Genomic DNA, 23830 nt, shown 5'->3' on the forward strand with positions numbered 1-23830 from the left:
CGGCATGGAGCAGGCTGTTCCCGCGATGCGACGCGTGGCCATCATCGGTGGCGGACCGGCTGGCCTGATGGCAGCCGAAACCGTGCGCGCCGCCGGCCATGCGGTGGATATTTATGAAGCCAAGGGCTCGCCGGGGCGCAAGTTCCTGATCGCCGGCAAGGGCGGCCTGAACCTGACCCATTCCGACCCGTTCGAGGTGTTCGTGGCGCGCTACCGCGAGCGCAGCGCGGCGGTGGGCGCGTGGCTGGCCGATTTTGACGGCCCCGCGCTGCGCACGTGGGCGCTGGGCTTCGGCGTGGAAACCTATGTCGGCAGCTCCGGCCGGGTGTTTCCGCTCGACCGCAAGGCGGCGCCCCTGCTGCGCGGCTGGGTGCGGCGACTTAAGGAATCCGGCGTGCGCTTCCATGTGCAGCACCGCTGGACCGGTTGGAACGACGACGACGCGCTGCGCTTCGATACGCCCGACGGCGGAGTGGCGGTGCACGCCGATGCGGTGGTGCTGGCGATGGGTGGCGGCAGCTGGCCCGAGCTCGGTTCGGACGCGGCATGGGTGGCGCCGTTGACCGCCCGCGGCGTCGATGTCGCGCCGCTCAAGCCGGCCAACTGTGGCTTCGACATCGGCTGGACGCCCTACTTCCGCGACCGCCAGGCCGGCGCCCCGCTGAAGCCGGTGGTGGCGTACTGGACCGCGCTGGATGGCCAGGCACGTTCGCAGCAGGGCGAGTGCGTGATCAGCGCCGATGGCATCGAAGGCAGCCTGGTGTACGCGATGGCGGCCGACCTGCGCGACACGCTGGCGCGCGATGGCGAGGTGGTCCTGCACCTGGACCTGCTGCCGGGCCAGACCGAAGCACAGGTGGCGGAAAAGCTGCAGCGGCCGCGCCAGGGTCGCAGTTTCGGCGAACACCTGCGCCGCCAGCTGGGGCTGGGCGGAGTCAAATCCGCGCTGCTGTTCGAGGTACTGGGCAAGGATGCCGGCCAGCTTCCGGCCGAGGCGATCGCTGCGGCCCTGAAGCGCCTGCCGTTGTCGCCGCTGCGCGCGCGGCCGATCGCCGAGGTGATCAGCAGCGCCGGTGGCGTACGCCTGGAAGCGCTGGATGACGCGTTGATGCTGCGCGACCTGCCTGGCACGTTCTGCGCCGGGGAGATGCTGGATTGGGAAGCGCCGACCGGCGGGTATCTGTTGACCGCGTGTTTCGCGAGCGGGCTGCGTGCCGGGCGTGGCGTTGTGGAATATTTCGCGCGGTGACGCCGTGTACCGACCAACGGTCGGTACCTACCGGGTTGTTGAACCCGAGGACCCACGTGCGGTAGCGCCCGACCGTTGGTCGGGCGGCGATCCAGCAGATCGCTAGCGCGATTTGCTGTTGCGCAGGGCCTGGATGCGCGCGGGCGGTTGGAACGAGTCGCTGCGCGCATCCCCCCAGAAATCATGGAAGACCGCGTGGTCCGGCACCCGGCGCAGCAGTTCGCCGGGGCCGAGATAACGGTACAGCGAGGCCAGCGAGCGGATCTCCACCGGCGACACGCGGCGCACGATGTGCTCCGGTCCAAGCTCGGCCGGATGCTGCAGGCCGGCCGCGCACAGCAGGTCGCGCAGCGCGCGCAACGTGTTCTCGTGGTAGTGGTGCACGCGCGTGGCCTTGTCGGCGGCATCCAGGTGCCGCCAGCGGCTCGGGTTCTGCGTCGCGATCCCGGTCGGGCAGCGGTCGCTGTGGCAGCTCAGCGACTGGATGCAACCCAGCGCGAACATGAAGCCGCGCCCGGCGTTGCACCAGTCCGCGCCCAGCGCGATGGTGCGCGCGATCTCGAAGGCGCTGCTGATCTTGCCCGCCGCACCGAGCCGGATCCGATCGCGCAGGTCCAGCCCGACCAGGGTGTTGTGCACAAGCAGCAGCGCCTCGTGCATCGGCACGCCGACATGGTCGATGAATTCGGCTGGGGCGGCGCCGGTGCCGCCTTCGGCACCATCCACCACGATGAAGTCCGGCAGCAGCCCGGTTTCCTGCATGGCCTTGGCAATGCCGAACCACTCCCACGGATGCCCGATCGCCAGCTTGAAACCGACCGGCTTGCCGCCGGACAGGTCGCGCAGGCGGGCGACGAACTGCAGCAGCTCCACCGGCGTGTTGAACGCCGAGTGCTTCGACGGCGACACGCAGTCCACGCCCATCGGCACGCCGCGCGTGGCCGAGATCTCCGCACTCACCTTGGCGGCCGGCAACACCCCGCCATGGCCCGGCTTGGCGCCCTGCGACAGCTTGATCTCGATCATCTTCACCTGATCGCTGGTGGCGTTGGCGACGAAGCGCTCCTCGCTGAAACCGCCATGCTCGTCGCGGCAGCCAAAGTAGCCCGAACCGATCTCCCAGACCAGGTCGCCGCCCATCTCGCGGTGGTACGGCGAGATCGAGCCTTCACCGGTGTCGTGGTAGAAGCCGCCGCGCCGCGCGCCTTCGTTGAGCGCGCGGATCGCGTTGGCCGAGAGCGAACCAAAGCTCATCGCCGAGATGTTGAACACGCTGGCCGAATACGGCTTGGCGCAGTTCGGCCCGATCAGCACGCGGAAATCGTGATCGACCACCTCGGTGGGCGCCAGCGAATGGTTGATCCACTCGTAGTCCACCGCGTAGGTACTGCGCAGGGTGCCGAACGGGACCACGTCCATTTCGTTCTTGGAGCGCTGGTAGATCAGCGCACGCTGCTGGCGCGAGAACGGCACGTCTTCCAGGTCGCTCTGCACGAAGTACTGGCGGATCTCCGGCCCGATCGATTCCAGCCCATATCGGAAGTGTGCCAGCACCGGGTAGTTGCGCCGCAGCGTGCTGCGCTTCTGCACCAGGTCCCAGGTGCCCACCGCCACCATGGCGGCGGTGATGCCCACGCCCCAGTACCACGCCGACCAGATCGTGGCCAGCCACAGGCAGAGCGGAAGCAGAAGGATGGCGAGCAGGTAGACAAGATACCGGTGCATGGCGTTCCTCGATCAACACATGCGCCGCAGTCTACAACCCCTGCGGTCTACAGCCGGTCGTCGACCAGGTCGCGCGGCCAGACCGACTTCACGTCGTACACCACGCCCTGCGGGCGCAACAACGCCTGGATCGCCGCACGCTCCATGTGGCGGAAACTGTCGTGCGCCACCGCCAGCACCACTGCGTCGTAGCCCTGCGGATCCGGCGCGTCCACCCATTGCAGCGCACTGCCCTGCAGCGTGGCCGGCCCCACCCAGGGGTCCTGCACCTGCACCCGGGCACCGGCGGCCTGCAGCGCCTGGGCCAGCTCCAGCGCGCGGCTGTTGCGCAGGTCAGGGCAGTTTTCCTTGAAGGTCACGCCGAGGACCAGGATGCGCGCCTGCGCCACGGCATGGCCACGCGACTGCAGCAGTTCCAGCACCCGCTGCGCCACGTGCGCGCCGACCCGGTTGTTGACCTGCCGCGCGGTGTGGATGAGGTCGGGGTGGTAGCCCACGCTTTCGGACTTGTGCAGCAGGTAGTACGGGTCCACGCCGATGCAGTGCCCGCCGACCAGGCCGGGCCGGAACGGCAGGAAGTTCCACTTGCTGCCGGCGGCATCCAGCACGTCCTGGGTATCGATGCCGAGCCGGTCGAAGATCAGCGCCAGCTCATTGACCAGCGCGATGTTGACGTCGCGCTGGATGTTCTCGATCACCTTGGCCGCTTCGGCCACGCGGATCGACGGGGCCGGCCAGGTACCGGCGGTGATGATGCGTGCGTACAGTGCGTCGACCACCGCGGCAACCTCCTCCGTGGAGCCGGAGGTGATCTTGCGGATGTCGGCCAGGCGTCGCTGGCGGTCGCCCGGGTTGATCCGCTCGGGGCTGTAACCGCAGTGGAAATCCTGGTTGAAGCGCAGGCCGGAGCCGGCTTCCAGCAGCGGCACGCACACCTCTTCGGTGGTGCCCGGGTAGACGGTGGATTCGTAGATGACCAGATCGCCCGGTTTCAGCGCGCGGGCGATCAGGGTGCTGGCGTCGCGCAGCGGACCGAGGTCCGGCTGCTCGTGCGCATCGATCGGCGTGGGCACGGTGACGATGTAGACGTTGCACCCGTCCAGGTCGGACGGATCGTCGCTGTAGCGCGCGTGCACGGCGGCGGCCAGCTCGTGCGCTTCCAGCTCCAGGGTGTGGTCCACCCCCTGCTGCAGCTCGGCCACCCGTGCTGCGTCGATGTCGTAGCCCAGGGTCGGCTGCAACGTGCCGAAGGCGACTGTCAGCGGCAGTCCCACGTAGCCCAGGCCGATCACGCAGATGCGCGCCTGCGCGGCGGCGGCGGGCGCGTGCGGGAACAACAGGTTGGATGGGGTCATGCGTGGCCCGGTGGCAGGAAGCTGAGGCAACAAGCCTAACGTGTCGCGTGCGGCGCCACAAAGAACAAAGCCGCCGCCCGCGGAGAGTACGGACGACGGCTACAAAATGGTCCAGCTGCGGTTACTACCCTTTCAGACAACCCCGGGGGCATACCCCGGACCGGTCACAGCTGGTAGGCACATGGTAGGCGCTGCACTGTGATCTTTCTGTTACGAATCACCCGCCATCACGAGCCCAACGTGACCGCCGCCGGTTCCAGCTCGCCGGACACGCCGGTCCACAGTTCCAGCAGGCGTGCGAAACCGACCCGGCGCTGGCCGTCGACAGGCGCGGCGGCGGTGAAACCAGGCCAGTCCGCGTCGACGATCGCACTCATCACGCCGCGCTCGATCCGCGACGAGGCCATGGTCCAGCGCGGGAAGTGCCGGGTGGCGACTTCGCCACGCGCCAATTCGCGTATGCGCACATGGCTGCGGGCATTGAGTACGCGCTGTTCGACCGAGGCCACGCCATCGTCGGGCCCTTCCAGGTACTGCAGGAAGCGCTGGCCATCGAACATCAGGACCCCGGTGACACCGGTGACCTTGTTGAAGCTCGACGCTGCGGCGAGTACTCGGTCGATGTCCGACCCGTCGATTCCTTCGACAGCTTCGCTGACGTAAGCGAACGCGTGCAGCGCCATGGGCACCCCCCGGTGTGGTCGTCATGACTATGCCACGAAGCGCGCGCAGGGGAAAAGACGCCGAACGGTGCCGGTCTCCTGCGCTACGGATCCTGCACGCTGTAGCCGGCCTGGCGCAGCCGGTCGAGGTAACCGCCGGGCTCGACCAGCGAATGCACCGGCACCGTGGCGAAGGTCACCGCGTGCCGCGCCAGTGCGTCGCGGGCGGCGCCGAGCCACTTCTCGGTGGAGCGCGCGTCGAGCTGGGTCATGCCACGCCGCTGCCCCATCGCGCTGCTGGCAATGGCGCCGATGCAGGCGTCGTACTGACTCTTCAGCGCCAGATGCTGCAGCGCTGCGGTGTCGCCTACGGCCCAGGCGTTGGCGCGTTCGACCAGCAGCGGCAACTGGTGCTCCACCACATCCAGCGTGCGCTGGAGGCAGGTCACATCCTCCAGGGTGCTGGCGCGCACTTCCTTCAGCGCCGCGCGCGGGTCGTCCACCTTGATCTCCAGTTTCGTCACCACCGGGGTCAGCCCGCGCCGCTTGTAAGCCTTCTTCAGCTGCTCGCCGACGCCGGAACGCGGACTCAGGCCCACCTCCTCCAGCGCTGCGGCATACAGCCGGGTGGCCGCCACCAGCGGGCGATCTTTCTCCACCCCGCCACCGCGCCCCAGGTAACGCTGCTTCAAGGGCTGCCAGCGCGCATACAGGTCCGCGGGGAGAATCTCCTGCAGGCGTCGTCCCTGCGGATCGTGGGCGGCCTTCATTGCCGACGGCATCAGGGTCAACCGGCCAAAGAAGCCCACATCGGCGTCCAGCGTCCAGCCCGGCGCACCGAGCACCGCATCGGCACTGGCGATCACCGCCTCGACCTCGTCGGCCCGCCACTCCAGCCTGGCCGGCAACGGCGACACCGTGCCGAGGATCCACAGCGCATGGCCATCGGTGCCGGTGACCCGCCACATTCCCGGACCCGGCTGCACGCCGGACACTACGACCGGGGCGAGGTCGACCACCTCGGGCGGACGGGTCTGGGCGCTTCCCGAGGGAATGCCCACCCATGCCAGCGCCATGCCCAGCACCACACCTGCTGCCGCCTTCGCCATGCCCGCCCCGATCCCTGTGTGAGTGCTCAGCGCAGACTACGGCGCCAGCGCGGGCGGCGTAAAGACAGCGTCGGCTGCCCTCGTTCAGCGCCGTTCAGGGCGCATCCGGGGCCTGCCGGTATGGCTCCTCGAACGGACGGAAGTCATGTTCGGCCAGCGCTGCGGCCACCCAGGCCTGCACGCCCTCCAGCGCCTGCACCTGTTGCATGTAGCGGGCCACGCGCGGCGACACCGGCACCGCGTAGGTCTGCAGGCGCATCACCACCGGCGCGAAAAAGGCATCGGCGATGCTGAAGCGCTCGAACAGCAGCGGACCGTCATGCCGGGCCAGCAGGCGCTCCCACAATGCCTGCAGCCGCTGCAGGTCGGCGACGACCTCGGGCTGGCTGCGCAGCACACGCGCGCCGATGTCGGGGAGGCGCGCCTCGATGTTCATCGGAAAATGCGAACGCAGCGCGCCAAAGCCGCTGTGCATGGCCGCCGTCGCGCTGCGCGCCAGCGCGCGCTCGCCGCGATCCAGCGGCCATAGCGCATGCTCGGGAAAGCCTTCGGCCAGGTACTCGGCGATGGCCAGGGTGTCCCACACCACGCGCTCGCCATCGACCAGCACCGGCACCGTGCCCGAGGGCGACAGCGCCTCGGCACTGCGCTTGAACTGCGAGCCGGGATCGAAGCTGTCGAAGCGCAGCACCACCTCCTGGAACGGGATGCCGACCTGGGTCATCAGCACCCACGACCGCATCGACCACGAGGAGTAGTTCTTGTTGCCGATATGCAGCGTGAGCATGGCCAGCGGTTCCGGACGGGAGGGATACGCCATGCTAGCGCAGCGCTGGACCGGCTTTCCGCTACACTTGCCCCCGCCAAGCGCGCCCGGATGGCGAAACTGGTAGACGCATCGGACTTAAAATCCGCCGGGGGCAACCCCATGCCGGTTCGATTCCGGCTCCGGGCACCACGTTTGGACTACTACAGGCCGCGGGCCGTCACGCAGCGTGAAGCGGGGGCATTGCGGCCAGCGGTTGCACTGCCAGGCGCAGTCCCATCGCCTTGAGAATGGCAGTGAGGCTGCTCAATGCGGGATTGCCCCTCGGCGACAAGGTCCGGTAAAGCTGCGTGGGATTGAGATGTGCCTGCTCGGCAACCGACTGGACTCCGCCCACGGCCTGCGCCAATTGGCGCAGCACCGTCATCAACTCCGCCTGTGTACCATCGGCCAGGATGCTGTTGATGACATCCAGCGCGAGCGCAGGATCGCTGCGGTACAGTTCGGCCATTGCTTCGTCGTTCGCTCGGCTTCTCATCGTTCGATTCTCCGATTCCAATCCTGCCAATACTGCACGGCACGCTTGATGTCCGTGTCCTGCGTGCGCTTGTCGCCGCCACACAGCAGCAGCACGACGCTCTGGCCCGACATGCCGTAGTACACGCGGTACCCCTGGCCAACGTCCACGCGCAGCTCCTACACCCCGTCGCGGCAGAACCTGTGATCACCGAAGTTCCCGTGTTCGATGCGCGCGATCCGTCGAATGACCGCGATCCGGGCCTGGGCATCCCGCATTCGCCGCAGCCACTCCATGTATGGATCTCGCTGCTCGTCCGCCGTCAGGTAATGCTCGATCGTGTTCATGGCCATTTTCGTTTAAAAACGAATAGATGTCAATGGCACGGATTCTCCACGCGTGTTTCGCCGACGCCTGATCCGCGACTTCGCGACTCTATTCGCGCCGTTCCCCCGGCTCCAGACGATTCTTTCAATGAAATTACCGCTTTGAATTCACCACACCAGATGCATGTCCGAGCGAGGACGAAGCGCGAGGTTCAGATCGCCTTCGAGTAGCGGACCGGGTGGTCCGCTTGGGCCAGGTAGCGATCGAAGCACATTGCCAGCAGGCGCAGCAGCGGGCGGCCGCGTTCAGTGGCGCGTACCACGCCGTCGCGGTAGTCGGCCAGGCCGTCGGCCTGCAGCGCTGATAGCGAGGCCAGGGCCTCGGCGAAGTACTGGTCGAAATCGACGCCATGGCGTGCCGCGAGCGCACGCCCGTCCACTTCGCCCTGGCACATCAGCTGGTTGATCAACGCCGCGCGCAGTTCGTCGTCCGCATCCAGGGTGAGCCCGCGCCAGACCGGCAGGCGGCCGGCGTCCACCGCCGCCTCCCAGCGCGGCAGCTCGCGCGGATTCTGGCTGTAGCTGCTGCCGATGCGACTGATCGCGCTGGCGCCCAGACCTACCAGGTCAGTCTGCGCGTGGGTGGTGTAGCCCATGAAATTGCGGTGCAGCTGGCCCGCGCGCTGGGCGCGCGCGAGGTTCTCGCCCGGCAGCGCGAAGTGGTCCATGCCGATGTACTGGTAGCCGGCCAGCGACAGCCGGCGCACCGCCAGGCCCAGCAGGGCCAGTTTCTGGTCCGGCCCGGGCAGCGCCGCATCGGGAATCTGCCGCTGTGCCTTGAACAGGTTCGGCAGGTGCGCGTACCCGTAGATCGCCAGCCGGTCCGGCCGTTCGCGCAGCACCGTTTCCAGGGTCCGCGCAAAGCCGTCCAGGGTCTGGTGCGGGAGTCCGTAGATCAGGTCGACGTTCACCGACGCCAGCCCATGTTCGCGGCAGGCGCGCAGTACCTCCAGTGTCGCTTCCACGCCCTGCTCGCGATTGATCGCCCGCTGCACCACCGGGTCGAAGTCCTGGATGCCGAGGCTGGCCCGGTTGAAGCCGAGCGCGCCGAGTGCGGCAATGTCCTCGCGGCTGACGAACCGCGGGTCCAGTTCGATCGAGAAATCGCGGTCGGCGGCCGTGCTGAAGGTGAAGCGGCTGCGCAATCCATCGATCAGTTCGCGCATCTGCGCCCGCGCCAGGAAGTTGGGGGTGCCACCGCCGAGGTGCAGCTGGACAACCTCGCGCGTGGCATCGAACAGCGGCGCGACAAGGTCGGCTTCGCCGAGCACGCGGGCCACGTAGGCTGCGCCCCTGCCGTGGTCGCGGGTAATGACCCGGTTGCAGCCACAGTAGAAGCACGGGCTGCTGCAGAACGGGACGTGCACGTACAACGACAACGGCCACGCCTGCCGGTTGCTGGCCGCGATCGCCGCGCGCAGGGCGTGTTCGCCGAAGCCGTCATGGAAATGCGGCGCGGTCGGGTACGAGGTGTAACGCGGCCCGGGACGGTCGTGACGGCGCAGCAGCTCGGGATCGAAGTGCCAGGCAAGACCGGCGGCGGCAGGCGAAAGGGTATCCATGCCGCCAGCATGCGCGCCGGCACGCCGACGCGCATTGAGCAAGATCAATCCGGACGCAGCGTGCGCACGACCGGCAGCTCCGGCCAGCGCTGCATCTGGATGCGACGCCAGAAGGTGTCGGCGATGCGCGCCGCCACGTCGTCGGCCAGGCGCTGCATCGGCGCATTGTCCGATTCGGCGGTGGTACGGCCGAACAGCAGCAGCCAGCGGTCGAACAGCGCACGTTCCAGCTCGGGCATGGCCATGTGCTTTGACATCGGGTTGCCGTTGAAGCGACGCGTGCCGCGCAGCATGGCCGACCAGAAATCGACCAGCTGGGCCAGGTGCGCGTCCCAGTCGTGGACGCGCGCGTCGAACACCGGGCCCAGCTGCGGGTCCCGGCGCACGCGTGCGCAGAAGTCGTGCACCAGCCGCGTCACCTCCGCTTCGCTGCAGAGCTGCGGCGATGCCACGGGCAGTGCCGGAACAGCGGGGGATGACATGGAATTCCTCGGCGGCGGGCCGGACAGGGCGCTGTGGCCATGATGCTACGCCGCTTTGATCAGGATCAATGTGGCGTACTGTCGCAGCGCCTAACGTGTGGCTCATGCGCCCATCCAACGACCCGCCCGGCACGCGCCGCCGCACGCTCATCCAGTACTGGGGGGCGGTGCTGTGGCCCAGTTTCATCGCTGCCGGACTGGCCTGCGGGGTGTTCTTCGCCTTCGTCGATCCGCTGCGCCTGCGTGATATCAGCTTCCCCGGGCAGGCGCTCAGCCGCGAGCTGGGCTACACGCTGGGCTTCTTCATGTTCTGGGCGGTCACTGCGCTGGCGAGCGCGGTCACCGGCTACCTGTTGCGGCCCCTGCCCCGCGACGATGACGAGCTGCCGCTGGGATGAGGGCGCCCTGCGCCCCGGTTGCGCGCCCGGCGCTGCGCTGGCGCGCGCTGCTGTCGGTGGCCCTGCTGGGTGGCTTCCATGCCCTGCCCTGGCTGCGCTGGGACGGCCGCCAGGCACTGCTGTTCGATCTGCCGGCGCGCCGCTTCGACCTGTTCGGCTGGACGCTGTGGCCCGGTGACGTGGGCGTGCTGTTCGGGCTGGTCGCGGTCATGGCGTGCTCGCTTGCGCTGCTGACCTCCTTGGGAGGGCGCGTCTGGTGCGGGCATGCCTGCCCGCAGACCCTGTGGGGCACGCTGTTCCGCTGGGTCGAACACGGGTGCGCGCGCTGGCTGCACCGACCGGCCCTGGCAGCGACGATCAAGCATGTGGGGTGGGCCGCAATCGCGTTGTGGACCGGGATCACCTTCGTCGGGCTGTTCACGCCCATCGACGCACTGGTCGCCGGGTTCTGGCCGGGGCGCTGGAGCGCCTGGGAACGGTTCTGGGTGCTGTTTTACGCCACCGCCACCTGGGCCAATGCCGGCTTCCTGCGCGAGCAGGTCTGTCTTGACCTGTGCCCCTACGCGCGTCTGGCACCGTCGCTGTTCGACGCGGACACCCCGCAGGTCTGCTACGACGCGCGTCGTGGCGAACCGCGCGGGCGCCGCGCGCGCGGCTGCGGCAGCGTGCAACAGCGCGGGCGCGGCCTGCTCGACCCGACCAGCGCCAGCGACTACGCGTTCCGCGCCGCGCACCCGGCCCTGGCCGGGCCGCTGCCACGCTTCGCCGACGACCGGCTGGGCGACTGCCTGGACTGCGCCGCGTGTGTGCACGCGTGCCCGATGCAGCTCGACGTTCGCAGCGGCCCGCTGCCGGACTGCATCGCCTGCGGCAACTGCGTCGACGCCTGCGATGCGCAGATGCGCGCATGGCGCTTTCCCGTCGGCCTGATCCGCGTCGCCAGCGCAAACGCCATGCAGGGCCGGCCGAGGCGCTGGCTGCGCCCGCGCGTCCTGGCCGCACTGGGCGGCCTGGTCATGTTGCTGGCAATGGGCGTGCGGCAGCTGTAGCCGATGCCCCTGCGGCGTGCCATCGTCGCCGATGGCGCCGGTTCCCCAACCGGTTTCAGCGCAGCCGCGTGCTCGGCGGCGGCACCATCTGCGCGCGCCGGACGATGCCGAGCTGTTCGATGATCAGGGCCAGTTCGTTGGTCACCTGTGTACGGCTGCGCCCCTGCGGCACCAGGCGCTCCAGCACCTGCTGATAGGTGGTCCAGAATTCCGGCCCGCACCCGTGCTTGCTGTAACTGGCCTCCAGCTCGGTGCGCACACCATTGGCCAGGTCATTCGCGCCGTATTGCATACGACCTCCCTTGGACCCGCTCTGTCGAAAAGAGCAATTCCCCCTGCCAGGCTTGCGCCTGCCGCCCCGCCGCCGGGCGGCGACGGAACTTCACCCGCGTTTCACCCCACCCTTTCACGCTCTTCGCGCGAAGTCAACCAGTGACGCATCGGGCGTCACTGGTGAACTTAATCGTTCAGGCAGGGACGGCGGCTGGCCGGCTGGTCGCGGCCACTACCGTCGCAGTGCGTGGTGACAGCCTGATGTCAGCTGCCCATCCGCAGGATGCCGTAGGCGGTAATGGCCACGCCTGCCCCCAGGACCATCCAGGCTACGCCGTTGAAACGCTTGAACACCTTGGCCAGGCCGAACGAGAGGGCGATGGCCGCCACCCCGAAGCCCAGCATGACCGCGCCACTGACGTTGCTGGGCGAATCCCAGAACGAACCGGGCACCCCGGCGGCAGCAATCCACATGGCCAGATCCATCGAACACCTCGGTAAGGAACGATCCTGCACAGTAGGCAGCCGCTCGTACGGGCCGGGTGAAGGACCTGCGGGGCGACGGAAACGAAAAACCCCGCCGAAGCGGGGTTTTTCGAACTACTGGAGGCCTGGGTCGGAATCGAACCGGCGTACACGGATTTGCAATCCGTTGCATGACCACTCTGCCACCAGGCCGGTGACCTTACAGAACAAGACCCCGCATGCGGGGCCTGATTCGAATCTGGAGCGGGAAACGAGACTCGAACTCGCGACCTCAACCTTGGCAAGGTTGCGCTCTACCAACTGAGCTATTCCCGCAAAATCAGGCGCGTATATTACCGGAACCGCAGGTAATACGCCAGCGCTGCGACACATGATTGGAGCGGGAAACGAGACTCGAACTCGCGACCTCAACCTTGGCAAGGTTGCGCTCTACCAACTGAGCTATTCCCGCTCATGTGCTGCTTTTCCCGTCGACCTGCGTCGAGGGAGCGCTATTGTGTCGGTATTCCTTCACGTCGTCAACAGGTTCATGCAGCGGAATCCGAACAGGGCCGGAAACGAAAAAAGCGACCCGGAGGTCGCTTTTTCCTGTATCTGGAGCGGGAAACGAGACTCGAACTCGCGACCTCAACCTTGGCAAGGTTGCGCTCTACCAACTGAGCTATTCCCGCTTGGGAGGCGAAATTCTACAGCCAAACGCGGTGCTGTCAACAGCCCTCAGCCCTTCTTTTTCGCGCGCGCGGTTTCACGCGCGGCACGCTCGTCCTCACGCAGGCTCGGCCACGCCGCGTGCAGGTACTGCAGGCCCGAAAACAGGGTCAGTACCGCGGCGATCGCCAGGGTCCAGTCGCCGATGTGGAACACTGGTTCGCCCATCCAGATGGCGGACACCGGCGTATTTGGCGCTACCGAGTACAGCAGGCACAGCAGCGCGACCATCTGCGCGGTGGTCTTGATCTTGCCGATCAGCGCCACGCGCACCTTCGCGCGCTGGCCAATCTCGGCCATCCATTCGCGCAGCGCCGACACCGCGATTTCGCGACCGACGATCACCGCCGCCCAGAACGCCATCCACGGGGTCGGGTGACCCTGCACGATCAGGAACAGTGCCACCGCCACCATCAGCTTGTCGGCCACCGGATCAAGGAACGCGCCGAACGCCGAGGCCAGGTCATAGCGGCGCGCGATCCAGCCATCCAGCCAGTCGGTCAGCGCGGCCAGGCCGAAAATCGCCGCGGACGCGAAGTTCGTCCAGGTGTAGGGGAGATAGAACACCAGCACCAGTACCGGGATCATCACGATCCGCAGCAGCGTCAGCCAGGTGGGGAGGGTCAACTTCATTGCGTCTCTCTACTCGCCGGCCGCAGGGGGCGTGGGCAGTCCATGAAGGTTAGCGTAGATGCGTGCGGCGAGGGCGTCATTGATGCCTTCAACCTTCGCGATTTCCGCCTCGCCGGCCGCTTTCAGTCCGACCAGGCCGCCGAAATGCTTGAGCAGGCTGGCGCGGCGGCGCGGCCCGATCCCTGGAATGTCTTCGAGCTTGCTGGTCATGCGCGCCTTCTGGCGGCGCCCGCGATGGCCGGTGATGGCGAACCGGTGCGCTTCGTCGCGGACCTGCTGGATGAACTGCAGCGCCGGCGACGCCGCGCCCGGACGCAGCTCGCGGCCGTCGGGCAACACCAGCGCCTCATGGCCGGCGCGGCGTTCCACGCCCTTGGCCACGCCCACCAGCATCACCCCTTCCACGCCAAGGTCGGCCAGCGCCGCCTGGGCCTGGGCCAGCTGGCCGGCGCCGCCGTCGATCAGCAGCAGGTCCGGCAGCACGCCCTCTTCCTCCACCGCGCGCCGGAAACGGCGATCGATCGCCTGGCGCATGGCGGCGTAGTCATCGCCCGGTTCGATGCCGCTGATGTTGTAGCGGCGGTACTGGCTGCGCACCGGGCCGCTGGCGTCGAACACCACGCAGGAGGCCACCGTGGCTTCGCCCATGGTGTGGCTGATGTCGAAACATTCCACCCGCTTGACCTGTTCGGCCAGCCCCAGCATCTGCCGCAGGTCTTCGCTGCGTGCGTGCTGCGCGCTGCGGCTGGTGAGCTCGCTGACCAGGGTGATCTGCGCATTGCGGCTGGCCAGTTCGACGTAGCCGGCGCGCTCGCCGCGCACGTTCCACTTCAGCTGCACCTTGTACTCGGCCGAGGCGCTCAGCGCCGATTCGATCAGGCTGGCATCCGGGATCTCGCGGTCGAGCAGGATCTCGCGCGGCGGGGCATGTTCGACGTAGTACTGGGAGACGAAGGCGCCCAGCACTTCCTCGGCGCTTTCCTCGCCATTGGTGCGCGGATAGAACGGGCGCGTGCCCATGTTGCGGCCGTCACGGAACGACAGCAGCATCACGCACGCACTGGCGCCCCGGGTGGCGCAGGCCAGCACGTCCAGGTCGGCGGCGCGGCCGTCGACGTACTGTCGGGTCTGCATGCTGCGCAGGGCGGTGACCAGGTCGCGCAGGCGCGCGGCCTGTTCGAATTCAAGCGCTTCGCTGGCCGCCTGCATCTGCGTGCCGAGTTCGCGCGCCAGCTGGTCGCTCTTGCCCTCCAGGAACATCGCGGCGCGGCGCACCGATTCGGCGTAATCGTCGGCTTCCACCAACGCCACGCACGGCGCGCTGCAGCGCCCGATCTGGTACTGCAGGCAGGGCCGCGAACGGTTGCGGAACACGCTGTCCTCGCAGCTGCGGAGCTTGAACAGCTTGTGCATCAGGTTGAGCGTTTCACGTACCGCGGTCACTCCCGGGTACGGCCCGAAATAACGCCCGGGCACCGCGCGCGGGCCGCGGTGCAGGGCGATGCGCGGCCATTCCTCGCGGGTCAGCAATACCTGCGGGTAGGTCTTGTCGTCGCGCAGCGAGACGTTGTAGCGCGGCGACAGCGATTTGATCAGCTGGTTTTCCAGCAGCAGCGCTTCGGCTTCGGAGCGGGTAACGGTGACGTCCATGCGCGCGACCTGCGACAGCATGGACATGATCCGCGCGTTCTTTGGCGCGCCGTTGAAATAGCTGCCCACCCGGTTGCGCAGGGCGCGCGCCTTGCCGACGTACAGCAGGCTGTCGTCGGCCGCGTACATGCGGTACACGCCGGGCGCGGTGCTCAGGTGGGCCGCGAATGCCTTTCCGTCGAAGGCCGGTGCGGTGGACAGGGTCATTCGCTGATCGGCACGTCGCTCAGTACGCCGCTGACCGGGTCGAACCGCAGCACGGCGTGCGCATCGGTTTCGGCGATCCACACCGCGCCCGCGCCGAGCGCCAGCCCCGACGGGCCGTGCAGTCGCCGCGGCAGTTCCACCGTACCCAGCTCGCCGCCGCCCAGGCGCAGGGTCCGCAGGCGTCCATTGCCGGCATCGGCGATCCACAGCACCGGTGCGTCCGGGCTCATCGCGATGGCCTGCGGGTATTGCAGCCGCGCGGTGGTGCGTGGGCCGTCCTGCTCGCCGAACGTCCACGGCCCCTGCCCGACCAGGGTCTGGACCAGGTCGCCGCGCAGCTGCATCGAGCGGATCGACGAACCGAGCGCATCGCAGACGTACAGGACCTGCTGCACGGCGGCCAGCGCCGCCGGCTGCGCGAAGGCGGCCAGGTGGCCGCTGCCGTCGCGCTCGTCCATCGCCCCGGACCCGGCCCGCCAGGACAGCGTGCGCTGGCCCAGGTGGTAGCTCCAGACGCGGTTGTCGCCGGCCATCGCGATGTGCACCTGGTTGTCGGCCACGGCGATGCCCTGCGGATGGTTCAACGGCGCCTGCCGCGGATCGGGGATCGCGCCCTCGCGCGGATCGCCGGGGCGGCCATTACCGCACAGGGTATCGACCTGGCCGGTCAACAGGTGGATGCGGCGCAGCGCGTGGTTGCCGGTGTCGGCCACGTACAGCCACTCGCGTTCCAGCGCCAGGCCCTGCGGGCGGTTGAACGCCGCCTCGGCGGGGCCGCCGTCCATCATGTCGGCGGTGCCCAGCCCGAACTGGCGCAGCACGCGGCCGGCGTGGCTGCATTCGAGGATGCGGTGGTGGCCACTGTCGGCGATATACAGCCGCTCTGTGCTTACCGCCAGCGCAGACGGGAACAGCAACGGCAGGCGCGGTTCCGGATCCAGCTCACGCGGTTGCGGCGCATCGCCGTCGCGCGGCCCTGCCACCCCCTGGCACAGGCTGTTGAGGGCACGGTCCAGGTCGTCGGCGAATCCCACCAGCCGGTCGACTTCCCTGCCCTGCGCATCCAGCAGCACCAAGGTCGGCCATGCGGTGATGTTGAAACGGCGCCAGCCATCCCAGTCCGCGTCGAGCAGCGCGGGCGCGGCCAGTCCCTGGCGGCGCAGCAGCTTCAACGCCTGCGCCGGTTCGCGTTCGAAATCGAAGCGCGGCACCTGCAGGATCAGCGGCTGCAGCCTGCCCGGATTGCGCGACTGCCATTGGCCCAGCTCGGCCAGCCGCTGCGCGCACCAGACCGAGGCGGCATTGACGACGGCCAGCACCACGGGGCGGCCGCGCAGCTCGGTCAGCGTGGTCGGCGCGGCATTGAGCCACGTGGCGAATTCGGGAAGGTCCTGGACGAGCTGTACGTTCATGCCGTGATTATGCCGGACTCGGCGTCACGCGACCGTCGCGCCACCGTCAATATGACGGCGGGCCAGCCAGGCCTCGGCCCGCTCAAGGTCGGCCGGGGTGTCGATCCCCGGCGGGAAGGCGGCCGGCGACAGCGCAACGCTGAGCCGGTGCCCGGCCTCGAGCACCCGCAGCTGTTCCAGCGATTCCAGCTGCTCCAGGCGGCCGGGAGGCAGCGCGGCGAAGGCCTGCAGGAACCCGGCACGATAGGCATAGATGCCGATGTGGCGCAGCCAATGCGGACCCGACAGGTGCTCACGGCTCTGAGCAAACGCGTCGCGGTGCCAGGGAATCGGCGCGCGGCTGAAGTACAGCGCGTCCAGGTTCTGCTGGCGCACCACCTTGACTACGTTCGGGTCGAACAGGGTTTCGGCGTCTTCGACCGGGGTGGCCAGGGTGGCCATGTCGGCACCGCTGTAGACCAGGGCCTCGGCCACGGCGCGGATGCCGTCGGCCGGCGCGAACGGTTCGTCGCCCTGCAGGTTCACCACGAGGGTGTCGTCGGACCAGCCGGCCTGGCGTGCGCACTCGGCTAGGCGGTCGGTTCCTGAGGCGTGGCTGGCGGCAGTCATCGCCACCCGCACCGTGGGCAGGCCCTGCAATGCGTCGGCGATGCGGGTGTCGTCGGTGGCGACCCAGACCTCGCGCGCGCCGGCCTGCAGGGCGCGTTCGGCCACGTGCAGCACCAGCGGGGTGCCTCCCAGCAGGCGCAGCGGCTTGCCGGGCAGGCGCGAGGCGGCGTAGCGCGCCGGAATGGCGACGACGAAATCAACGGGCTGGCTCATGCGGGAAACCTCTCGGGACAACGCAGGATGGGAGCGCGCGCTCAGCGCTTGCCGAGTTTATCGACGCGATCGAGCAGGGCCACCCAGAAGGCGGCCGGCAGGTCGGCCGACAGCGGCACGGCGAAATGCCATTCATTGGCGAATGCCTTGCACTTCACCGCGTCCTTTTCGGTCATCAGCACCGGCAGTTCGCTGCCGAAGCGCAGGTCCGCCGCCTGGTAGGCGTGGTGGTCGGCAAAGGCGTGCGGGACCACACCGATGCCCTGCGCGCGCAGCATGTCGAAGAAGCGCTGCGGGTGCGCGATACCGGCCACCGCATGCACGCGCTGGCCACGGAAATGCGACAGCGCGCGGGCGCGGCCACCGCTGAGCGGTTGCGCGCGGTCGATGTGCAGCTGCATCGCCCATTCGCCGAAACCGCAGGCGGCCATCGCGGCCGGATCGGCACTGGCCTGGCCCAGGTTCACCACGCGGAAATCGCAGTCGCGCGCACGGCTGGCCGGCTCGCGCAGGGGGCCGGCCGGGATCAGCCGCCCGTTGCCATAGCGACGCTGCGCGTCGACCACTTCGATCTCGATGTCACGCGACAGCCGATAGTGCTGGAGGCCGTCATCGCAGACGATGATGTCGCAGCCGGCTTCGATCAGTGCCTTGCCGGCGGCAACGCGGTCGGCGTCGACCCGGACCGGCACGCCGGTCTTCCAGGCGATCAGGACCGGTTCGTCGCCGCCCAGCGCGGTGTCGGTGTCCGCGTCCACCCAGCGCGCCAGCTTGGCCTCCTGGCGACCGTAGCCGCGGCTGGCCACGCCGGGCTTCCAGCCGGCGGCGCGCAGCTGGTCGACCAGCGCGATGGTCAGCGGGGTCTTGCCGGTGCCGCCGGCGGTCACGTTGCCGACCACGATCACCGGCACCGGCAGGGCGTGGCGCTTGAACCAGCCACGCCGGTACAGCGCACGGCGCAGCGCCACCACCGCGCCGTACACCGGCGCCAGCAGGCGCGCAGCGAACGGCACCGCGCTGCCGTCATACCAGTACGACGGCGTCTGGGACCCGTTCGACGCCATCAGGGCTGCCTTTCGCGGAACTGCATCTTGTGCAGGTGCTCGTACAGGCCGCCCAGCGCGAGCAGTTCGTCGTGGGTACCGCGCTCGACGATGCGGCCGTGATCCATCACCAGCACCTGGTCGGCATGTTCGATGGTGGACAGGCGGTGCGCGATGACCAGCGTGGTGCGCTCGGGCATCAGGCGCTGCAGTGCGTCCTGCACCAGTCGCTCGGATTCGTTGTCCAGCGCGGCGGTGGCTTCATCCAGGATCAGCACCGGCGCGTCACGCAGGATCGCGCGGGCGATCGCCAGGCGCTGGCGCTGGCCGCCGGACAGCAGCGCACCGTTTTCCCCCACCGGGGTCTGCAGCTGCTGTGGCATGCGCTCGATGAACTCCCAGGCATTGGCCGCTTCGGCCGCTTTGCGGATCTCTTCTTCGCTGGCGTCCATGCCGTAGGCGATGTTGGCCGCCACGGTATCGTCGAACAGCATCACCTTCTGTCCCACCATCGCCACCTGGCGGCGCAGGTCGGCCAGCGGGTACTCGTCCAGCGGCACGCCATCGAGCCGGATGCAGCCGCCGCTCGGTTCGTAGAAACGCGGCACCAGGCGGATCAGGCTGGTCTTGCCGCTGCCGGAGCGGCCGACGATGGCGGTGACGGTGCCGGGCCGTGCTTCGAAGGTGATGTCATCCAGCGCGATCCCGGTGTCTTCGCGGTAGCGCAGCATCACGTGCTCGAACGACAGTTCGCCCCGAACGCGCTGGGCGCGGGTGCTGCCCTGGTCGCGCTCGACCGGCAGGTCGAGGATGCCGAACAGGCGCTCCGCCGCCGCCACGCCGCGCGAAATCGAGGTCTGCACGCTGGTCAAGCGGCGCAGCGAGGGAATGATGGCCATCATCGAGGTCATCAGGCCCATGAACTGGCCGGCGTTCAGGCGCCCGGCCAGCGCTTCGCGGGTGGACACCCACACGATCACCGCAAGCGCCAGCGCGGCCAGGAACTGCACCGTGCTCGAGGCCAGCGCACGCGTGGTTTCGACCTTCATGTTGAGGCCGAGCATGCGGTTGGCCAGGCGCGAATAGCGTTCGATTTCGTGCGCCTGGGTGCCATGCACCTTCACTTCCTGCTGCGCGGCCAGCGACTGTTCGGCGGTCTGCGCCATGCTGCCCATGCCGTCCTGGATGCCGCGGCTGATGCGCCGGTAGCGCTTGCCCACGAACGAGACGATCACGCCGATGAGCGGCACCACCACCAGCATCGCCACGGTGACCTTGACGCTCATCTGCAGCATCACCACCAGCATGGCGATGATGGTCAGGGTATCGGCCACCAGGGTCTTGAGCGCATCGGCGCTGGCCTGGGTGACCTGCTCGGTGTCGTAGTTCAGGCGGCTGACCATCACCGGCGTGGCTTCGCTGTCGAAGTGCGACGACGGCAGGTGCAGGTACTTGGACAGCACCTGCTCGCGCAGGTCGCGCACCACGCTGCGCCCGGTGCGCGCCAGGGCGTAGTCGCTGACCAGGGTGGCCAGGCTGCGCATCATGAACAGCCCGAGGATGGTCAGCGGCAGGATCACCGCCATGCGCGGCTCGGGATTGACGAAACCACGGTTGACCAGCGGCTCCATCAGCTTGGTGAAGTGGTAGCCGGCCAGCGCTTCGACCACCATCGCGATGACCGCGGCGACCATGAACACCCAGTAGGCGCGGGTGTAGCCGAGCAGGCGTTTGTAGATCGGCCAGACCGGCGCGTGTTGTTTACTCATGGACGCACCTCCGGCGCGGTAGCGATGGCGATGCGGCGGAAGCCGAGCTGGCCCAGGGCGTCCTGGGCGGTGACCACGGCCTGGTACGGGGTGCGGGCGTCAGCGCGCAGCAGCACGGTCTGCTCGCGGTCGCTGCCGGCGACCGCGGCGATGGTCTGCTTGACCGACTCCACGTCGGTGCGCAGCACTTCCTGGTCGTTGATGAAGTAGCGCCCCTCGGCATTCACCAGCACGCTCAGCGAGCGCGGCGGCTCGGTGGTGTTCTGCTGGCTGGCGGTCGGCAGCTGCAGCTGCAGCGTCGAACGCGCGTCGAAGGTGGTGGTGACCACGAAGAAGATGATCAGCACCAGGATGACGTCGATCAGGGGCACCAGGTCGATATGCACCTCGTCCTGGACCCGGTCGTTGCGGATGCGCATCCGTCAGCCCTTGGCCGTGGCAGGCGAGGCGGCGACCGGCGCGGTGCCGGCACGCGGCTGCGCGGTCATGACGCCGGGACGGCCGTCCAGCGCATCGAGCAGGGCCGAGGCCTCCATCTCCATCTCGATCACGTAGCCGCCGATGCGGCCCTTGAAGTAGCGATGGAACATGAGCGCGGGAATGGCCACGATCATGCCGGTAGCGGTGCACACCAGTGCCTTGCCGATGCCGCCGGCGAGCTGGTTCACGTCGCCCACGCCGTGGTCGAGGATGCCCATGAACATCTGGATCATGCCGACCACGGTGCCGAGCAGGCCCAGCAGCGGACCGGCCGAGGCGATCGTGCCCAGCGCGTTCAGGTAGCGCTCCATGCGGTGCACCAGGTGCCGTCCGGCATCTTCGATGCGTTCGCGGATCTGGTCGCGCGGCCGGTTGCGCGCTTCTAGCGCGACCGCCAGCAGCGCACCCAGCGGCGAGTTGGCCCGCAGCGACTGGATGTGGGTGGGATCGAGCTTGCCGCGCGCGGCCCAGTTGCGGACCTCCTGGCCCAGCCCGGGGGGCAGGACCTCATTGCGCCGCAAGGTCCAGAAACGCTCCAGGACGATTGCCAAAGCCAGTACGCCCAACAGCAGCAGCGGCAGCATCGGCCAGCCACCGGCCTTGACCAGTTCCCACACGTTTCAACCCTCCGGCCCATCGGCCGCCTGTATGACCGCCGATAGGATAGCAGCCGACCGCGCCCGCTCCGCGGCATCCCACCAACGGCGTTCGAAAAGACGCTGTTCGCGCACCTGCAATCCGTCGCGGCCCAGCCAGATCCGCAGCGCTCCGCTGTCGGCGGTGTCCAGCACTTCGGCCCGGGCGCCCTGCCAGCGCCGCACCACCTCGGCACGCGGGTGGCCGAAGCGGTTGCCGTGCCCGGAGGAGACAACCGCCAGCCGCGGCGACACCGCCTGCACCCAGCGCGCACTGGACGATCCCGCGCTGCCGTGGTGGGCCACCAGCGTCATCTCGGCACGCAATGCGCCCGGAACGCTGGCCAGCAGGCGCGACTCCTCGGCGTGGCCGATATCGCCGGTCAACAGCAGCGCGCCGTGCGCGCTCTGGATGCGCAGCACGCAGCTGCTGGCGTTGCCCGCGTAGGCCATGCCCCGGGGCGGGTGCAGGACCGTGAAACCCACCCCATCCCAGTGCCAGGCCATGCCCTCATGGCACGCAGTCGCGTCTTCCCGGACCGCCCCGTCGGGCGCCAGCAGGGGCGGCGTGGCAAAGGCGCGGCGCACCGCCGGCATGCCGCCGGCGTGGTCGCGGTCGCCATGGCTGAGCAGGATGCGGTCCAGCGCGGTTTCGCCCAGGGCATGCAGGGTGGGAACAACGATGCGCTCGCCCGCGTCGAATCCGACCTCGGCGGCGGGTCCGGCGTCGTACAGCAGCCGGTGCCGGTGGGTGCGGACCCAGGCGGCCAGGCCCTGCCCCACGTCCATCACCAGCAGCTCGACCTCCCCCGGCGCCGGTCGCCCCCGCGCCGGCCACAGCAGCGGCAGGCACAGCAGCAGGGCCGGCAGCCGGGCGCCGGCCGCGCGCGGCAACAGCAGCCAGAACACCCCGCCCACGGCCGCGGCCAGTGCTGCCGTGCCGGCCAGTGGCGCCCACCACAGCGCCCACGGCTGCCGCGCCACGCTGCCGAACAGCCACCAGCTGGCCTCGAAACAGGCGCTGGCGGCTCGCCATGGCCAGCGCCCCGCACCTGCGTACACCGCCTCCAGGCCGGTCCCGAGCAGCGCCAGCGGCACCACCACCAGGCTCCACCACGGTATCGCCAGCAGGTTGACCAGCGGCCCGGCACGCGAGGCCTGGCCGAACAGCGCCACGGTCAGCGGCAGCAACGCCAGGGTGGCCACCCCCTGCGCGGCGAGGAAGCTGCGCAGCCAGTGCACGTCGCGGCCCGGCAGGCACCAGACCAGCCACAGCACGCCGGCGAAGCTGAGCCAGAAGCCCGGCGCAAGTACCGACAGCGGATCGACCAGCAGCACCGCGAGCGCAGCCAGGGCCAATGCCTGGCCCACGCTGCCCGGCCGGCGCGTGCAGCGCGCCAGCGCCACCACCGCGATCATCAGCACGGTGCGCACGGTGGGCAGGGCGAAGCCGGCGACCGCCGCATACAGCCCGGCCCCGACCACCGCTGCCGCGGCGGCGGCCAGCGGGCGCGGCCAGCACCTGCCCAGCACCGGGATCGCTCGCCACGCCAGGGTGGCCAATGCCGCCGCGAAGCCCGCGACCAGCCCGACATGGAAGCCGGAGATCGCGATCAGGTGGGTCAAACCCAACGTGCGCAGGTCGTCCCAGTCGCGCTGTGCCACGCCGCGGGTGTCGCCCAGTGCCAGCGCCTGCACGAAACGCGCACCCGGCCCGGGCACCTCGGTGGCGATCGCCGCCGCCATGCGTTCGCGCCAGGCCGGCAGCCCGCCGGGCGGGCCCAGCGCCCTGGCCGGTGCGCGCACCTGCCCGGTACCCGCCAGCCGCTGCCACAGCGCATGCCGCTCCGCGTCGAAGCCGCCCGGGTTGCGCAGGCCACGCGGTGGTCGCAGCCGGGCCTGCAGTTGCCAGCGCGCCCCGGCCTGCACCGCATGCCGGGACGTGGGCGTGCGCGCCGCGCTGCCGTCATGCCAGGAAAGCACCAGCTCGCGACCACGCAGCCGGGCCGGCATGGCCAGCTCATCGTCCACCCGGAAACGGAACCGGGTACTGCGCGGACCATGCTGCGGCAGGTCCACCACCCTGCCCCGCAGCATGTGCAGCGTCGCCGGCGCACCGGCAGGCAGCTGCACGTCGAGCGCGGCATGCGCCTGCACTGCGGCCCAGCCGATGCCCACCAGCACCGCGCCACACCAGCGCCCCCGCGCCCAGCCACACCAGAGCGGCACGCCCAGCAGAAGCGCGCACCCGGCCAGCGCGGCCGGAAGCAGCCGCGGCGCGAACACCACCATGCAGATGCCGCCCAACAGCGCTGCCGCCGTGGCCTTGCCGAACAGGGGAAGTGTCACGCGCGCCACCACGCCGGGAAAACAGCATGCTCGATGCTGTTCCCTGCCGGGAACATCAGGCAGCTGGCGTGCGTGTTGTGGGAATGCGCCGCGATCGCGACCG

General features: G+C 69.1%; 24 protein-coding genes and 5 tRNA genes. 4 read left to right on the plus strand and 25 right to left on the minus strand.

Annotation, left to right across the window (positions count from 1 at the left end; genetic code table 11):
• Positions 1-4 precede the first annotated feature (4 nt).
• Complete coding sequence (locus tag FSZ13_RS03525) at positions 5-1249, plus strand: TIGR03862 family flavoprotein (protein ID WP_145478028.1); 1245 nt, start codon at positions 5-7, stop codon at positions 1247-1249.
• Between the two features lie 102 nt (positions 1250-1351).
• On the opposite strand, the gene FSZ13_RS03530 is transcribed toward FSZ13_RS03525, so the two are convergent.
• From FSZ13_RS03530 to FSZ13_RS03550, 5 genes are all read right to left on the minus strand, one after another.
• Positions 1352-2974 (minus strand): FMN-binding glutamate synthase family protein, encoded by a 1623-nt coding sequence (locus FSZ13_RS03530; protein WP_145478029.1) that lies wholly within the window; start codon positions 2972-2974, stop codon positions 1352-1354.
• A 47-nt stretch (positions 2975-3021) separates the two neighbouring features.
• On the minus strand, positions 3022-4329 hold the full coding sequence (locus FSZ13_RS03535) for a nucleotide sugar dehydrogenase (RefSeq protein ID WP_145478030.1): 1308 nt from the start codon (positions 4327-4329) through the stop codon (positions 3022-3024).
• 227 nt (positions 4330-4556) lie between these two features.
• Positions 4557-5012, minus strand: a complete 456-nt coding sequence (locus FSZ13_RS03540) for a BLUF domain-containing protein (RefSeq protein WP_145478031.1) — start codon at positions 5010-5012, stop codon at positions 4557-4559.
• 83 nt (positions 5013-5095) lie between these two features.
• Entirely contained in the window at positions 5096-6100 is a 1005-nt protein-coding gene (locus tag FSZ13_RS03545; protein WP_145478032.1) for a TraB/GumN family protein, read from the minus strand.
• A gap of 94 nt (positions 6101-6194) precedes the next feature.
• A complete protein-coding gene (locus FSZ13_RS03550) occupies positions 6195-6920 on the minus strand; it encodes a glutathione S-transferase family protein (RefSeq protein WP_222116588.1) in 726 nt (241 codons plus the stop codon).
• Between the two features lie 51 nt (positions 6921-6971).
• Between FSZ13_RS03550 and FSZ13_RS03555 the strand changes: the two genes are divergently transcribed.
• Positions 6972-7058, plus strand: a tRNA-Leu gene (locus FSZ13_RS03555).
• Between the two features lie 28 nt (positions 7059-7086).
• Here FSZ13_RS03555 and FSZ13_RS03560 read toward each other — a convergent pair.
• From FSZ13_RS03560 to FSZ13_RS03575, 5 genes are all read right to left on the minus strand, one after another.
• Positions 7087-7377 (minus strand): DNA-binding protein, encoded by a 291-nt coding sequence (locus tag FSZ13_RS03560; protein ID WP_260844070.1) that lies wholly within the window; start codon positions 7375-7377, stop codon positions 7087-7089.
• Between the two features lie 23 nt (positions 7378-7400).
• On the minus strand, positions 7401-7553 hold the full coding sequence (locus FSZ13_RS18695) for a type II toxin-antitoxin system RelE/ParE family toxin (protein WP_260844071.1): 153 nt from the start codon (positions 7551-7553) through the stop codon (positions 7401-7403).
• 9 nt (positions 7554-7562) lie between these two features.
• Complete coding sequence (locus FSZ13_RS18700) at positions 7563-7730, minus strand: hypothetical protein (protein ID WP_260844072.1); 168 nt, start codon at positions 7728-7730, stop codon at positions 7563-7565.
• A 191-nt stretch (positions 7731-7921) separates the two neighbouring features.
• The gene (gene hemN, locus FSZ13_RS03570; protein WP_145478034.1) at positions 7922-9331 is read right to left on the minus strand and encodes an oxygen-independent coproporphyrinogen III oxidase; all 1410 of its coding nucleotides are present in this window, start codon (positions 9329-9331) and stop codon (positions 7922-7924) included.
• A 44-nt stretch (positions 9332-9375) separates the two neighbouring features.
• Complete coding sequence (locus FSZ13_RS03575) at positions 9376-9813, minus strand: group III truncated hemoglobin (RefSeq protein WP_145478035.1); 438 nt, start codon at positions 9811-9813, stop codon at positions 9376-9378.
• Between the two features lie 104 nt (positions 9814-9917).
• On the opposite strand from FSZ13_RS03575, the gene FSZ13_RS03580 reads away from it, so the two are divergent.
• A complete protein-coding gene (locus FSZ13_RS03580; RefSeq protein ID WP_145478036.1) occupies positions 9918-10211 on the plus strand; it encodes a hypothetical protein in 294 nt (97 codons plus the stop codon).
• A complete protein-coding gene (locus tag FSZ13_RS03585) occupies positions 10208-11260 on the plus strand; it encodes a 4Fe-4S dicluster domain-containing protein (RefSeq protein ID WP_145478037.1) in 1053 nt (350 codons plus the stop codon). Before FSZ13_RS03580 ends, FSZ13_RS03585 begins: the two co-directional genes overlap by 4 nt.
• Positions 11261-11315: 55 nt before the next feature.
• Here FSZ13_RS03585 and FSZ13_RS03590 read toward each other — a convergent pair whose 3' ends face one another.
• The 15 genes from FSZ13_RS03590 to FSZ13_RS03660 form a co-directional block, all read right to left on the minus strand.
• Positions 11316-11552, minus strand: coding sequence for a hypothetical protein (locus FSZ13_RS03590; RefSeq protein ID WP_145478038.1), 237 nt, complete (start codon positions 11550-11552; stop codon positions 11316-11318).
• Positions 11553-11797: 245 nt separating this feature from the next.
• The gene (locus tag FSZ13_RS03595; protein ID WP_145478039.1) at positions 11798-12007 is read right to left on the minus strand and encodes a hypothetical protein; all 210 of its coding nucleotides are present in this window, start codon (positions 12005-12007) and stop codon (positions 11798-11800) included.
• Between the two features lie 130 nt (positions 12008-12137).
• Positions 12138-12211 (minus strand) — tRNA-Cys (locus tag FSZ13_RS03600).
• 47 nt (positions 12212-12258) lie between these two features.
• Positions 12259-12334, minus strand: a tRNA-Gly gene (locus FSZ13_RS03605).
• 60 nt (positions 12335-12394) lie between these two features.
• Positions 12395-12470: transfer RNA gene (locus tag FSZ13_RS03610), tRNA-Gly, on the minus strand.
• Between the two features lie 144 nt (positions 12471-12614).
• Positions 12615-12690, minus strand: a tRNA-Gly gene (locus tag FSZ13_RS03615).
• 46 nt (positions 12691-12736) lie between these two features.
• Complete coding sequence (gene pgsA, locus FSZ13_RS03620) at positions 12737-13360, minus strand: CDP-diacylglycerol--glycerol-3-phosphate 3-phosphatidyltransferase (protein WP_145478040.1); 624 nt, start codon at positions 13358-13360, stop codon at positions 12737-12739.
• 9 nt (positions 13361-13369) lie between these two features.
• Positions 13370-15217 (minus strand): excinuclease ABC subunit UvrC, encoded by a 1848-nt coding sequence (uvrC, locus tag FSZ13_RS03625; RefSeq protein WP_145478041.1) that lies wholly within the window; start codon positions 15215-15217, stop codon positions 13370-13372.
• Positions 15214-16629 (minus strand): hypothetical protein, encoded by a 1416-nt coding sequence (locus FSZ13_RS03630; RefSeq protein WP_145478042.1) that lies wholly within the window; start codon positions 16627-16629, stop codon positions 15214-15216. Before FSZ13_RS03630 ends, uvrC begins: the two co-directional genes overlap by 4 nt.
• A 24-nt stretch (positions 16630-16653) precedes the next feature.
• A complete protein-coding gene (gene kdsB / locus FSZ13_RS03635; protein ID WP_145478043.1) occupies positions 16654-17451 on the minus strand; it encodes a 3-deoxy-manno-octulosonate cytidylyltransferase in 798 nt (265 codons plus the stop codon).
• A 41-nt stretch (positions 17452-17492) separates the two neighbouring features.
• Complete coding sequence (gene lpxK / locus FSZ13_RS03640; RefSeq protein WP_145478044.1) at positions 17493-18515, minus strand: tetraacyldisaccharide 4'-kinase; 1023 nt, start codon at positions 18513-18515, stop codon at positions 17493-17495.
• Positions 18515-20263 (minus strand): lipid A export permease/ATP-binding protein MsbA, encoded by a 1749-nt coding sequence (gene msbA, locus FSZ13_RS03645; RefSeq protein WP_145478045.1) that lies wholly within the window; start codon positions 20261-20263, stop codon positions 18515-18517. Before msbA ends, lpxK begins: the two co-directional genes overlap by 1 nt.
• Positions 20260-20682 (minus strand): ExbD/TolR family protein, encoded by a 423-nt coding sequence (locus tag FSZ13_RS03650; RefSeq protein ID WP_145478046.1) that lies wholly within the window; start codon positions 20680-20682, stop codon positions 20260-20262. Before FSZ13_RS03650 ends, msbA begins: the two co-directional genes overlap by 4 nt.
• Before the next feature lie 3 nt (positions 20683-20685).
• Complete coding sequence (locus tag FSZ13_RS03655; RefSeq protein ID WP_145478047.1) at positions 20686-21360, minus strand: MotA/TolQ/ExbB proton channel family protein; 675 nt, start codon at positions 21358-21360, stop codon at positions 20686-20688.
• Between the two features lie 3 nt (positions 21361-21363).
• Positions 21364-23670 (minus strand): DNA internalization-related competence protein ComEC/Rec2, encoded by a 2307-nt coding sequence (locus FSZ13_RS03660; RefSeq protein ID WP_186308852.1) that lies wholly within the window; start codon positions 23668-23670, stop codon positions 21364-21366.
• Positions 23671-23830: the final 160 nt, after the last annotated feature.

The sequence above is a fragment of the Stenotrophomonas rhizophila genome (assembly GCF_007667275.1).
Classification (GTDB): Bacteria; Pseudomonadota; Gammaproteobacteria; order Xanthomonadales; family Xanthomonadaceae; genus Stenotrophomonas; species Stenotrophomonas maltophilia_AE.

Excerpts from the sequence above, each read along its gene's own strand:
- FSZ13_RS03525 (WP_145478028.1), top strand. The coding sequence starts at position 5 with ATGGAGCAGGCTGTTCCCGCGATGCGACGCGTGGCCATCATCGGTGGC.
- FSZ13_RS03530 (WP_145478029.1), bottom strand. The coding sequence starts at position 2,974 with ATGCACCGGTATCTTGTCTACCTGCTCGCCATCCTTCTGCTTCCGCTC.
- FSZ13_RS03535 (WP_145478030.1), bottom strand. The coding sequence starts at position 4,329 with ATGACCCCATCCAACCTGTTGTTCCCGCACGCGCCCGCCGCCGCCGCG.
- FSZ13_RS03540 (WP_145478031.1), bottom strand. The coding sequence starts at position 5,012 with ATGGCGCTGCACGCGTTCGCTTACGTCAGCGAAGCTGTCGAAGGAATC.
- FSZ13_RS03545 (WP_145478032.1), bottom strand. The coding sequence starts at position 6,100 with ATGGCGAAGGCGGCAGCAGGTGTGGTGCTGGGCATGGCGCTGGCATGG.
- FSZ13_RS03550 (WP_222116588.1), bottom strand. The coding sequence starts at position 6,920 with ATGGCGTATCCCTCCCGTCCGGAACCGCTGGCCATGCTCACGCTGCAT.
- FSZ13_RS03560 (WP_260844070.1), bottom strand. The coding sequence starts at position 7,377 with ATGGCCGAACTGTACCGCAGCGATCCTGCGCTCGCGCTGGATGTCATC.
- FSZ13_RS18700 (WP_260844072.1), bottom strand. The coding sequence starts at position 7,730 with ATGAACACGATCGAGCATTACCTGACGGCGGACGAGCAGCGAGATCCA.
- hemN (WP_145478034.1), bottom strand. The coding sequence starts at position 9,331 with ATGGATACCCTTTCGCCTGCCGCCGCCGGTCTTGCCTGGCACTTCGAT.
- FSZ13_RS03575 (WP_145478035.1), bottom strand. The coding sequence starts at position 9,813 with ATGTCATCCCCCGCTGTTCCGGCACTGCCCGTGGCATCGCCGCAGCTC.
- FSZ13_RS03580 (WP_145478036.1), top strand. The coding sequence starts at position 9,918 with ATGCGCCCATCCAACGACCCGCCCGGCACGCGCCGCCGCACGCTCATC.
- FSZ13_RS03585 (WP_145478037.1), top strand. The coding sequence starts at position 10,208 with ATGAGGGCGCCCTGCGCCCCGGTTGCGCGCCCGGCGCTGCGCTGGCGC.
- FSZ13_RS03590 (WP_145478038.1), bottom strand. The coding sequence starts at position 11,552 with ATGCAATACGGCGCGAATGACCTGGCCAATGGTGTGCGCACCGAGCTG.
- FSZ13_RS03595 (WP_145478039.1), bottom strand. The coding sequence starts at position 12,007 with ATGTGGATTGCTGCCGCCGGGGTGCCCGGTTCGTTCTGGGATTCGCCC.
- pgsA (WP_145478040.1), bottom strand. The coding sequence starts at position 13,360 with ATGAAGTTGACCCTCCCCACCTGGCTGACGCTGCTGCGGATCGTGATG.
- uvrC (WP_145478041.1), bottom strand. The coding sequence starts at position 15,217 with ATGACCCTGTCCACCGCACCGGCCTTCGACGGAAAGGCATTCGCGGCC.
- FSZ13_RS03630 (WP_145478042.1), bottom strand. The coding sequence starts at position 16,629 with ATGAACGTACAGCTCGTCCAGGACCTTCCCGAATTCGCCACGTGGCTC.
- kdsB (WP_145478043.1), bottom strand. The coding sequence starts at position 17,451 with ATGAGCCAGCCCGTTGATTTCGTCGTCGCCATTCCGGCGCGCTACGCC.
- lpxK (WP_145478044.1), bottom strand. The coding sequence starts at position 18,515 with ATGGCGTCGAACGGGTCCCAGACGCCGTCGTACTGGTATGACGGCAGC.
- msbA (WP_145478045.1), bottom strand. The coding sequence starts at position 20,263 with ATGAGTAAACAACACGCGCCGGTCTGGCCGATCTACAAACGCCTGCTC.
- FSZ13_RS03650 (WP_145478046.1), bottom strand. The coding sequence starts at position 20,682 with ATGCGCATCCGCAACGACCGGGTCCAGGACGAGGTGCATATCGACCTG.
- FSZ13_RS03660 (WP_186308852.1), bottom strand. The coding sequence starts at position 23,670 with ATGGTGGTGTTCGCGCCGCGGCTGCTTCCGGCCGCGCTGGCCGGGTGC.